This is a genomic window from Bacillus sp. BML-BC051, from assembly GCF_019656175.1.
Taxonomy (GTDB): domain Bacteria; phylum Bacillota; class Bacilli; order Bacillales; family Bacillaceae_G; genus Bacillus_A; species Bacillus_A mobilis.
Genome location: NZ_BPLI01000009.1, coordinates 73,957 through 85,540, shown reverse-complemented (window position 1 = coordinate 85,540; position 11,584 = coordinate 73,957). Strand labels below are relative to the sequence as shown.

Sequence of the window (11,584 nt, the reverse complement as noted above, 5' to 3'; positions counted from 1 at the left end):
ACCCATTAAACTATATTTTCATCTTATTCAGCTTCTTGCTCCAATAAACGAACACCATTACCAGCTAAAAAGTGATCTGGCTGAATTTCAGTTGCTTTCTTAAATAAAGTAAGAGCCTTCTCGTTATTTTCTTCAAATACGTACGCAACACCTAAATTATAATACGCATCTGCATGCTCTTCATCCATTTTTAATACCTTTTCAAAATAAGGTTTCGCCTCTTGAATATGTTCTAAACGTGCAAAGCAAAGTCCGCACTGGAACACAGCTTCTACATCGTTTTCATCTAATTCTGTTGCTCTTTGTAAAAATGGCAGCGCAAGACGATCATTTCCAAGTTGAACATGTGTAATACCTAGCATAAATGTTACATCAGCTGATTGTAATCCAGCTTTCATCGCTTGTTCAAATACAGCTTTAGCCTCTGCAAATTGCTCTTGACCGTAATAAACGTTTCCTAATCCATAATAAGCAGCAGCAGATTTATCATCTAACTCTAATGCACGTTTATAAAATAAAATTGCTCTTTCACTATCACCTAGTACATCTAATAAGTTCGCAAAATTAATGTATCCAAGCGCATCTTTCGGGTTTTCTTCGATTGCTTCTGTGAAATTTTTAGCAGCTTCTTCCCAGTTTCCTTCTTGCATATATTGAATACCTGTTTCAAGTTTGTTTGACATGTCCTTCACCTCTACAACAAATTATAACAAAGAATGTATTTTCCAAGCGAACGAAAATTCGCTTTATGTAAAAGAAACCTCTAACCGCGAATCGGCAGAGGCTTCTCGTTTTATCCTAAATAATCCAATTTCTTACCGCTACGGTACACTTCATCAATTGTAGCACCGCCTAAGCACTCATCTCCATCATAGAAAACAACTGCTTGTCCTGGTGTAATTGCACGAATTGGCTCATCACAAAGAATACGAACTGTATTTTCATCAACGATTTGAACCGTTACTTTATTGTCTTCTTGACGATAGCGGAATTTCGCTGTGCACTTAAATTCTTTTTCTTTCGCTTCATTACTTACCCAGCCGATATTCGTAGCAATAACTTCATCACCATATAGAAGCTCGTTATGGAATCCTTGATCAACATATAAAATGTTTTCTTTCAAGTTTTTCCCAACAGCAAACCACGGATCACCGTTACCACCAATACCAAGGCCATGACGTTGTCCAATTGTATAGTACATTAAACCGTCATGCTTCCCTTTCACTTCACCAGATAATGTTTGCATCACACCTGGTTGCGCTGGTAAATAGTTGCTTAAGAAATCTTTAAAGTTACGCTCACCGATAAAGCAAATACCAGTACTATCTTTCTTCGCCGCTGTCGCTAAACCAGCTTCTGTCGCCATTTCACGAATTTGCGGTTTCTTTAATTCACCTAATGGGAACATTGTTTTTGATAATTGCTCTTGGCTTAATTGATTCAAGAAATACGTTTGGTCTTTATTATCATCAACGCCGCGAAGCATTTTATATTCGCCGTCCATATAAGCAACGCGTGCATAATGACCTGTCGCTACATAATCAGCACCAAGCGCAATCGCATGCTCTAAAAATGCTTTAAATTTAATTTCTTTGTTACACATTACATCTGGGTTTGGTGTACGACCAGCTCGGTACTCATCTAAGAAGTACGTAAATACTTTATCCCAGTATTGTTTTTCAAAGTTTACTGCATAATACGGAATGCCAATTTGGTTACACACTTCAATTACATCATTGTAATCTTCTGTTGCTGTGCAGACACCATTTTCATCTGTATCATCCCAGTTTTTCATAAAAATTCCGATTACATCATAACCTTGCTCTTTTAATAAAAGAGCTGCTACAGATGAATCGACGCCACCGGACATCCCGATGACAACGCGTGTTTCTTGAGGTAGTTTGTTCATCATGTCACCTCCCATGCTAATTTTGTGTTAATCGCTTCACGATTTTCACTGTTTCGTACGCCGCTTTCTCAATTTGCTCTTTCGTATTTCCAAGTCCGAAACTAAAGCGTACGGATGAACGTATTTGATCGGAGTCTTTTCCGAACATCGCTACTAATACATGTGATGGATCAATTGAACCAGCTGTACAAGCAGAACCACTTGATACCGCAATGCCAGCTAAGTCTAAGTTCACAAGAAACGGTTCAATGTTCATTCCTGTAAAACTAATATTAAGCACATGCGGTAAGCGATATTCTAAGTTTCCGTTTACCTCGAAAGTAATGTCTTCATTTTTGAAGACAGATACCATTATATCTTTAAACTCTTCGTATTGGGCATTTTTTTGCTCACGAGTTTTTTCAGCTAGCAAAATTGCGTGCTGTAAACCAACGATACTCGGTACATTTTCAGTACCAGCACGGCGTTTTCTTTCTTGCTCCCCGCCTATTAATAACGGTTCAAATTTCACATTTGCACCAGCGAATAAGAACCCTACACCTTTCGGCCCGTTAATTTTATGAGCTGAAATCGATAATAAATCAATGCCGAACTCTTTCACATCTATTTCTACTAATCCGTAAGCTTGTACCGCATCTGTATGGAAATAAGCTTGATGCTCTTTTAATAGCTTACCTATTTCCGCAATTGATTGCATCGTTCCAACTTCATTATTCCCAAACATAACGGATACGAGAATTGTCTCTTCCGTTAATGCCTTTTGTATGTCAGAAACTTGAACGCGTCCTGTTTCATCAACAGGTAAATATGTGACTTCAAACCCTTCACGCTCTAACAATTCACACGTATGCAAAATTGCGTGATGTTCAATTTGCGTCGTTATAATATGGTTACCTTTATGGCGATTCGCACGTGCTACACCGATAAGTGCCAAATTATCAGCTTCTGTACCACCACTCGTAAATATAATTTCATTCGGATTCGCATGAATGCTACGTGCACACACACGTCTCGCCCCATCTACTGCATGGCGCGTTTGACGTCCATAAAAGTGAATACTAGACGGGTTCCCGAATGTTTCTGTCATATATGGAATCATCTTTTCGACCACTTCTGGGTGAGTCGGAGATGTCGCAGCATGATCTAAGTAAATGCGTTCCATTAAATCTCCTTCTTTCCAAATCGTTTCACAAGGAATTAAATGTAAAACATATAGCCCCCGTGATTTTCTTCCTCATAACGTACTAAATCTTCTAACGTTGTACTATCTAACACTTCTTGCACCGCATCACGAACACGCATCCATAATTGGCGTTGTGCTGGTTCTTCTTCTTCTATCATTTCTACAACACTAATTGGACCCTCTAGTACACGGATTACATCCCCAGCTGTAATGTTAGCTGGCTGATCTGACAATACATATCCGCCATATGCCCCGCGCGTACTCTTTACTAGACGAGCGTTACGAAGTGGTGAAATTAATTGCTCTAAGTAATGTTCCGATAAGTCATGTGCCTGCGCAATTGATTTTAAGGAAATCGGACCTTCACCAAACTTTTTTGCAAGATCGATCATAATTGTTAAGCCGTAGCGGCCTTTCGTTGAAATCTTCATCTATTTTGCACCTCTTTTCAAATTTTCACTTCTATTGGTTATATCTTATTTATAAAAGAACACAATTTAAAATCCTATGAAATTATAGCATAATATAGTATTATAAGAAATTTCAACTTGTGTATCAAAATGATAACATAAAATCACATTGAAAAACTCGGAAATTATTACAATTGAAAGAAAAATGAAAATATTCATATTCATTTTTCCCACAAAACGGCATCCTATTTCAAATTCCACTAAAAAAAATGATACGATAGAAAGAGATTATACATTAAGGGAGACGGTAAAAATGAAACAACCACTCGCACATCGAATGCGCCCTACAAATATTCAAGAAATTATCGGACAACAACATTTAGTTGGTGAAGGAAAAATTTTATGGCGAATGGTCCAAGCAAATCATTTTCAATCTATGATTTTATACGGTCCTCCAGGCACTGGAAAAACATCCATTGCGAGCGCAATTGCAGGAAGTACCGGAACCCCTTTTCGCCTATTAAACGCTGTTACTCATAATAAAAAAGATATGGAAGTTGTCGTACAAGAGGCAAAGATGCATCGACACCTCGTTTTAATTTTAGATGAAGTACACCGTCTAGATAAAGCAAAACAGGATTTTCTATTACCTCATTTAGAAAGTGGACTCCTTACCTTAATTGGTGCAACGACGAGTAATCCGTTCCATGCTATTAATTCTGCTATTCGAAGTCGTTGTCAAATCTTCGAATTACACGCATTAACAGAAGATGATCTTTTAATCGGCTTAAAACGAGCACTTGAAGATAAAGAAAAAGGTCTTGGCGAGTATGATGTAACCGTTACGCCTGAAGCATTACATCACTTCGCAAATGCTTCAGGCGGAGATATGCGTTCCGCTTATAACGCACTTGAACTAGCTGTTTTATCTAGCTTTACAACGGATGACAAAGCTGCGGAAATCACACTAGAAATTGCAGAAGAATGCTTGCAAAAAAAGAGCTTCGTTCACGATAAAGGCGGAGATGCTCATTATGACGTATTATCGGCATTTCAAAAATCAGTGCGCGGAAGTGATGTAAATGCAGCACTTCATTATTTAGCACGCCTTATTGAAGCTGGTGATTTACAAAGCATTGGTAGACGTCTTCTTATTATGGCCTATGAAGATATCGGACTTGCTAGCCCGCAAGCCGGACCGCGTACGCTAGCAGCTATAGAATCAGCTGAACGAGTTGGATTCCCAGAGGCACGCATACCACTTGCAAATGCTGTTATCGAGCTTTGCCTATCACCAAAATCAAACTCAGCTTATAAAGCACTTGATGCTGCACTACACGATTTACGTAACGGTCAAACAGGCGACATCCCAAGTCATTTAAAAGATAGTCATTACAAAGGCGCAGAATCACTTGGCAGAGGCATTGGATACTTATATCCACACGACAATCCAAATGGCTGGGTACAACAACAATACTTACCTGATAAAATTAAAAACAAACAATATTATAAACCGAAAACGACAGGGAAATTTGAGCAAGCACTTTCTACTGTATATGAAAGATTACAAAGTTCGAATAAAACGAAAAATAAAGGGTAACATAAGCGAAAACGTCACCATTATGGAGGCTTCGCTTATGAAAACACGTCAAGATGCATGGACAAAAGAAGACGATCTCCTTTTAGCAGAAACTGTTTTACGACATATTCGTAGCGGCAGTACACAAATAAAAGCATTCGATGAAGTCGGCGATACATTGAACCGCACTTCAGCAGCTTGCGGCTTTAGATGGAATGCTGAAGTACGACCGAATTACGAAGATGCGGTGCAACTTGCAAAAAAACAACGTAAAGAATTAAAACGCTCTGAAGCTAAAATAGAAAAAGAGCATTTCACGCAAACGAAACAACTCGTAATCGATGCCGAGTTTTCAGAAGATATTACGCCAAATAAACAAGAACTTACAATGCAAAGTGTCATTTCATTTTTGCAAAACTTAGAGCACAATAACCCTTCACTCGCAAAGTTACAAACTGAAAATGACGTATTACAAGCTCAGCTCACATCCCTGCAAAAAACGAATCATGAACTCGAAGCAAAATTAGCAGTACTCTCAAAAAAACAACAAGCAATCGAAGAAGATTATGCAATGCTTGTTAGAATTATGGACCGTGCTCGAAAACTCGTTTCCGTTGAAGAACAAGAAGAACAGATCGCTCCCATTTTCAAGACAGATCAAAATGGAAATTTAGATATTATATATTCTGCAGAGAATTAGAAAAGGGATGTCACTTTTTTGACTAAGTGACATCCCTGTTTTTCTTCGTTAAAGAGTATGTTGGTACATGAAATTATATCGACGATTCGACAAGGAATATCGATTTACCGACAAAAATTAACGAAATATCCTCCCTTTCATACAAGGAAACTTCTGAAATGAATTGGATATTTTTTACTTAAATATTACTATAAACATATACGTTTGAAGGGAGATGGTTACTATTTCATTCATAGTCTTCAAAATAACACTCGGTGTTCTCGTCCTAACTTTGGCTCTTTTCACCATTAACAGTTTAAAAAAGACGTCCGCCTATAAATCAGATAAATATGATCATTACTTACTAGCCTTACTTACATTTGAACTAGTAGTAATGCAAATATCCCTATTTCTTTAATACATACAAAAAAAGCATATATCCGAAATGGATATATGCTTTTACTTTATTCTTGCCCTACACGTTTCACTTCTACGTTTTTAATGCGTTCACGTACAACGTGACTTGCCATAATTAAGCCTGCCACAGATGGTACGAATGCATTTGATGAAGGTGGTAATTTCGCTTTACGAATTTTTGCATTTTCGTCTGGTACGATTTCTTTACGTACTTCTTCACGAATTACGATTGGGTTTTCGTCAGAGAAGACAACTTTTACACCTTTTTTAATACCCTCTTTACGAAGTTTCGTACGAATTACTTTCGCAATTGGATCTGTATGTGTTTTAGAGATGTCTGCAATACGGAAACGAGTTGGGTCCATTTTATTTGCTGCACCCATACATGAGATAATTTTAATTTTACGACGTAAACATTGTTTAATTAAATGAATTTTGAACGTGATCGTGTCCGATGCATCCACTACGAAGTCTAAACCGTGTTTAAAGAACTCTTCATATGTTTCATCAGTATAAAACATTTCTAGTCCAATTACTTCGCACTCTGGGTTAATGTCTGCGATACGCTCTTTCATTAACTCTACTTTTGAACGTCCTACAGTAGATACTAAAGCGTGAATTTGACGGTTTACGTTTGTAATATCTACAACGTCTTTATCAACTAATACAAGACGTCCTACGCCAGAACGCGCTAACGCCTCTGCCGAAAATGACCCTACGCCGCCAATTCCTAAAATACCGACTGTACTATTTTTTAATATTTCAAGTCCTTCTTTACCGAAGGCTAATTCATTACGTGAAAATTGATGTAACATTCAGCTCTACACTCCTATTACAAAAATGGTCTACCATGTATTCTAGCGTTTTTCCGACTATTTGTATAGAAAAAGTTATAGAATTCCTAAAAATACATATTTCGAGCATAAAAACATAGTATAAACCGGATTTTAGTTCTTCCAAAATATACGTTTAAAAAGGAGGATTTAGAGAACCAAGCAGATCGAGGCGCTGAAGCCAGGAGGAGCACAGTGTAGCGTTTACTACTCGAGCACCGGACTGGCGAAGCAACGACGAGATGCGACTGCCATCTGAACCGGACTTTTTAAACTTCCTCTCAAAAAAAGTCTAGACGGCTATAGTATAACCATCTAGACTTTTTTCTTACTTCTCTTCTTTTAAGCTTAATTTTAAGTTCAACTCTTCAAGCTGTGCTTCTGCAACTGGGCTTGGAGCTTCTGTTAATAAGCAGCTTGCGCTTGCTGTTTTCGGGAATGCAATTGTATCACGAAGGTTCGTACGGCCTGCAAGTAACATAACAAGACGGTCTAAACCTAATGCGATACCGCCGTGTGGTGGCGTACCGTATTCAAATGCTTCTAATAAGAATCCGAATTGCTCTTGTGCTTCTTCTTGTGAGAATCCAAGTGCTTTGAACATTTTTTCTTGTACGTCACGCTCATAAATACGAAGTGATCCACCACCAAGCTCATAACCGTTTAATACAAGGTCATATGCTTGTGCACGTGCTTTTTCTGGTGCTGTTTCTAATAGCTCAACATCTTCACGGAATGGCATTGTGAATGGGTGGTGAGCTGCGAAGTAACGATCTGCATCTTCATCGTACTCAAGAAGTGGCCAATCCGTTACCCATAGGAAGTTAAATTTACTTTCGTCAATTAACTCAAGCTCTTTACCTAGACGTAAACGAAGTGCACCTAAGCTATCTGCAACAACGCTTTTCTTATCTGCTACGAATAGTAATAAATCGCCAGCAGTAGCTTCTAATGTAGCCATTAACGCGTTTGCTTCTTCTTCACCGAAGAATTTCGCAATCGGTCCTTTTAAGCCGTCTTCTTCAACTTTAAGCCAAGCTAGACCTTTTGCACCGTATACTTTTACGAATTCAGTTAATGCATCAATATCTTTACGAGAGTATTTGCTCGCAGCACCTTTTGCATTAATTGCTTTTACTTGTCCGCCGCTTTCTACAGCACTTGTAAATACTTTGAAGCCACAACCTGCTGCAAATTCAGATAGGTCTGTTAGTTCCATTTCAAAGCGTGTATCTGGCTTATCAGAACCGTAACGAGCCATTGCATCAGCGTATTTCATACGAGGGAATGGTGCACTCACTTCTACACCTTTTGCATCCTTCATAACTTTCGTCATCATGCGCTCCATCATATCTAAAATTTCATCTTGTGTTAAGAATGAAGCTTCGATATCGATTTGCGTGAATTCTGGTTGACGGTCTGCACGTAAATCTTCGTCACGGAAACAACGTGCTACTTGATAGTAACGCTCAAATCCGCCGACCATAAGAAGCTGTTTAAATAACTGTGGAGACTGTGGTAATGCATAGAATTCACCATCATGTACACGACTTGGTACTAAATAGTCACGAGCTCCTTCTGGTGTGCTCTTCGTTAAAATTGGTGTTTCCACTTCTAAGAAATCTTCTGTGTCTAAGAAGTTACGAATTGTTTTCGTTACGTCGTGACGCATTTTGAATGTGTTGAACATTACAGGACGACGTAAGTCTAAATAACGATATTTTAAACGCACATCTTCTGATGCATCTGTATCATCAGCAATAATGATTGGCGTTGTTTTCGCTGCATTTAATACGTTTACTTTCGTTGCTTGTACTTCAATACGACCAGTTGCCATATTGTCGTTAATTGCGCCTTCACCACGCTCAACAACTGTACCTTCTACGTGTAATACGTACTCGCTACGAATTGTTTCTGCTACTTCTAGCGCTTCTTTTGATGTTTCTGGGTTAAATACAACTTGTACGATACCTGTACGGTCACGTAAGTCGATAAAGATTAATCCACCTAAATCACGGCGTTTTTGTACCCAACCTTTTAATTGAACTGTTTGTCCAACTGCTTCTACTGTTACTTTTCCACATGCATGTGTTCTTTCAGCCACTGTAAGTTCCCCCTATATTAATTTCTCTGCTACGTATGAAGCAAATACATCTAATGCTACTTCTTCTTGTTCGCCTGTTGCCATATCTTTTAAGTTAATGATGCCTTTATCTAGCTCATCTTCCCCTAATACAGCTACAAATTTCGCTTTTAGACGATCTGCTGATTTAAATTGTGCTTTCATTTTGCGATCTAAATAATCTTTTTCAACTGATAATCCAGCTTTACGAAGATCAAACGCAACTTTCGCAGCATGGTCTTTTGCTTTTTCACCAAGAGCTACAACGTAACAATCGATACTATGTTCAATTGGTAATTCGATGTTTTCAGCTTTTAGTGCCATAATTAAACGTTCAATACTCATTGCAAAACCGATACCTGGCATTTCTGGTCCACCGATTTCTTGTACAAGTCCGTTATAACGTCCACCACCGCTTAATGTAGTGATAGCACCGAATCCTTCTGCTTCACTCATAATTTCAAAAACAGTATGTTGGTAGTAGTCTAAACCACGTACTAAGTTCGGATCTTTTTCAAATGGAACATCCATCATCGTTAATAGTTCTTGAACTTTGTCGTAGTACACTGCTGAATCTTCGTTTAAGTATTCTGTAATAGATGGTGCTGTTCCCATTAATTCATGGTTACGGTCCTTCTTACAATCTAAAATACGAAGAGGGTTCTTTTCTAAACGAGATTGACAGTCAGAACAGAACTCGCCGATACGTGGCTCGAAGTGTGCGATTAACGCATCACGGTGTGCTTGACGGCTCGCCGCATCACCTAAGCTGTTTAATACAACTTTAATATTTTTTAAGCCCATGCCGCGGTAAAACTCTACAGCAAGTGCAATTACTTCTGCATCAATTGCAGGATCGTTACTACCGATTGCTTCAATACCGAATTGTACGAATTGACGATAGCGACCTGCTTGTGGTCTTTCGTAACGGAACATTTGGCCGATATAGTATAATTTTGTTGGTTGTGTTGCGTCACCGAACATTTTGTTTTCAACGTAAGAACGTACAACAGGTGCAGTACCTTCTGGACGTAATGTTAAACTACGCTCTCCACGATCTTGGAATGAGTACATTTCTTTTTGTACGATATCTGTCGTATCACCAACACCACGTAAAAATAGCTCAGTGTGTTCAAAAATTGGTGTACGAATTTCTTTATAATTGTAACGACGGCAAATTTCGCGTGCTTGCCCTTCGATATACTGCCATAACTCAACAGTGCCTGGAAGAATATCTTGCGTTCCGCGTGGGATTTGAATAGACATATTCAGTTCCTCCTCAAATTGTTTTAATTTTAATAAAAATAAAAAAACTCCCGCCTCTACTGTTTGAACAGTAGGGACGAGAGTATTATACCCGTGGTGCCACCCTAATTGAAGCACGAATGCTTCCACTTTTTTAATAACGCTTAAATGTGCGTTCATCCCTACTAAGCATATACGCCGTTCAAGTTGAAACCTCTAGAGTGTCATTCAATCAGTCATCATGTAGAAATGTTTTCAGCCTAAGACATTTCTTCTCTTGCCATGTGTGTCTCATTTACTCTTCTCTATCAACGGTTATATTCATATGTAAATATAAAATTACTATACGTTTGTTGAGTAGGATTGTCAAGTACTCTAAGAGCGTTCAATCTGCTTCTTTAGACGCTTTACATCTTGAAGAGAAATTCCAAACTCAGAAGCGAGCTCCATTGAAGTATTGTTTTGCTCTTTTGAAATAAAATCATGAAAATTCACGTTAAACAATTGATTTGCACCATTTGTAACAGAATGCCCTTTTTCATTCATACGCATACGTATATCCCTCACATTCAATATGGATGTTTTACTTTTTATTGTTCCATATTGATGAGAGAGTTATACATAAACGAAAAAGCTATTGATTTCAAAGTAAGTGAACCTCTCATCCGTGAGGTTCACTGTACACAAATAGCGTGATAAATGAACAAAACATACAACAATGTATAAAAAAGAGAGGATGATACCACCCTCTCTTCTTAAATAACACTATTTACTATCCACAATTAAGGTCACCGGACCATCATTGATTAAAGAAACATCCATCATTGCTCCGAACGTCCCTGTTTCTACATGCAATCCTTGTTTACGAACTTCCTCATTAAAGAAATCGTATAAACGCTCTGCATAGTCAGGTTTTGCAGCATCCATAAAGTTTGGACGTCTTCCCTTGCGGCAATCTCCGTATAATGTGAACTGCGAAATTGATAGAACTTGTCCTTCTACATCAAGTACAGAATGGTTCATCTTTCCGCTCTCATCTTCAAAAATACGTAAGTTCGCAATTTTTTCTGCAATGTAAGTTGCATCTTTTTCTGTATCTTCATGCGTAATGCCAACTAGTAATGTTAAACCGAACGGAATTTGTCCTACGATCTCACCGTCTACTGTGACAGACGCTTCTTTTGATCGTTGTAAAACAACTCTCATC

The 11,584-nt window shown here is 38.3% G+C and carries 11 protein-coding genes and 1 other annotated feature; of the genes, 2 read left to right on the top strand and 9 right to left on the bottom strand.

Annotated features, from left to right (window positions below; all coding sequences use genetic code 11):
- Nucleotides 1-23: 23 nt before the first annotated feature.
- From K5S59_RS02915 to cymR, 4 genes are all read right to left on the bottom strand, one after another.
- Complete coding sequence (locus tag K5S59_RS02915) at nucleotides 24-683, bottom strand: tetratricopeptide repeat protein (protein WP_120450893.1); 660 nt, start codon at nucleotides 681-683, stop codon at nucleotides 24-26.
- Nucleotides 684-793: 110 nt separating this feature from the next.
- On the bottom strand, nucleotides 794-1,909 hold the full coding sequence (gene mnmA / locus K5S59_RS02910) for a tRNA 2-thiouridine(34) synthase MnmA (RefSeq protein WP_001038022.1): 1,116 nt from the start codon (nucleotides 1,907-1,909) through the stop codon (nucleotides 794-796).
- Nucleotides 1,910-1,925: 16 nt separating this feature from the next.
- A complete protein-coding gene (locus K5S59_RS02905; RefSeq protein ID WP_098258453.1) occupies nucleotides 1,926-3,071 on the bottom strand; it encodes a cysteine desulfurase family protein in 1,146 nt (381 codons plus the stop codon).
- A gap of 35 nt (nucleotides 3,072-3,106) precedes the next feature.
- The gene (cymR, locus tag K5S59_RS02900) at nucleotides 3,107-3,523 is read right to left on the bottom strand and encodes a cysteine metabolism transcriptional regulator CymR (protein WP_000704116.1); all 417 of its coding nucleotides are present in this window, start codon (nucleotides 3,521-3,523) and stop codon (nucleotides 3,107-3,109) included.
- A 292-nt stretch (nucleotides 3,524-3,815) separates the two neighbouring features.
- Here cymR and K5S59_RS02895 point away from each other — a divergent pair, with 292 nt between their 5' ends.
- Both K5S59_RS02895 and K5S59_RS02890 read left to right on the top strand, forming a co-directional pair.
- Nucleotides 3,816-5,102, top strand: coding sequence for a replication-associated recombination protein A (locus K5S59_RS02895; RefSeq protein ID WP_000812939.1), 1,287 nt, complete (start codon nucleotides 3,816-3,818; stop codon nucleotides 5,100-5,102).
- 37 nt (nucleotides 5,103-5,139) lie between these two features.
- On the top strand, nucleotides 5,140-5,781 hold the full coding sequence (locus tag K5S59_RS02890) for an RsfA family transcriptional regulator (RefSeq protein ID WP_000857720.1): 642 nt from the start codon (nucleotides 5,140-5,142) through the stop codon (nucleotides 5,779-5,781).
- A gap of 443 nt (nucleotides 5,782-6,224) precedes the next feature.
- On the opposite strand, the gene K5S59_RS02885 is transcribed toward K5S59_RS02890, so the two are convergent.
- The 5 genes from K5S59_RS02885 to K5S59_RS02865 all read right to left on the bottom strand — a co-directional run bounded on the left by K5S59_RS02885 (nucleotide 6,225) and on the right by K5S59_RS02865 (nucleotide 11,583).
- A complete protein-coding gene (locus K5S59_RS02885) occupies nucleotides 6,225-6,992 on the bottom strand; it encodes a tRNA threonylcarbamoyladenosine dehydratase (RefSeq protein WP_000903182.1) in 768 nt (255 codons plus the stop codon).
- Between the two features lie 346 nt (nucleotides 6,993-7,338).
- On the bottom strand, nucleotides 7,339-9,114 hold the full coding sequence (gene aspS, locus K5S59_RS02880; RefSeq protein ID WP_000840887.1) for an aspartate--tRNA ligase: 1,776 nt from the start codon (nucleotides 9,112-9,114) through the stop codon (nucleotides 7,339-7,341).
- Between the two features lie 12 nt (nucleotides 9,115-9,126).
- Complete coding sequence (hisS, locus tag K5S59_RS02875; protein WP_033656406.1) at nucleotides 9,127-10,398, bottom strand: histidine--tRNA ligase; 1,272 nt, start codon at nucleotides 10,396-10,398, stop codon at nucleotides 9,127-9,129.
- 69 nt (nucleotides 10,399-10,467) lie between these two features.
- Nucleotides 10,468-10,698: a binding site (T-box leader), on the bottom strand.
- A gap of 54 nt (nucleotides 10,699-10,752) precedes the next feature.
- The gene (locus K5S59_RS02870) at nucleotides 10,753-10,929 is read right to left on the bottom strand and encodes a hypothetical protein (protein ID WP_001242605.1); all 177 of its coding nucleotides are present in this window, start codon (nucleotides 10,927-10,929) and stop codon (nucleotides 10,753-10,755) included.
- Between the two features lie 213 nt (nucleotides 10,930-11,142).
- Nucleotides 11,143-11,583 (bottom strand): D-tyrosyl-tRNA(Tyr) deacylase, encoded by a 441-nt coding sequence (locus K5S59_RS02865; protein WP_001266958.1) that lies wholly within the window; start codon nucleotides 11,581-11,583, stop codon nucleotides 11,143-11,145.
- Nucleotide 11,584: the final 1 nt, after the last annotated feature.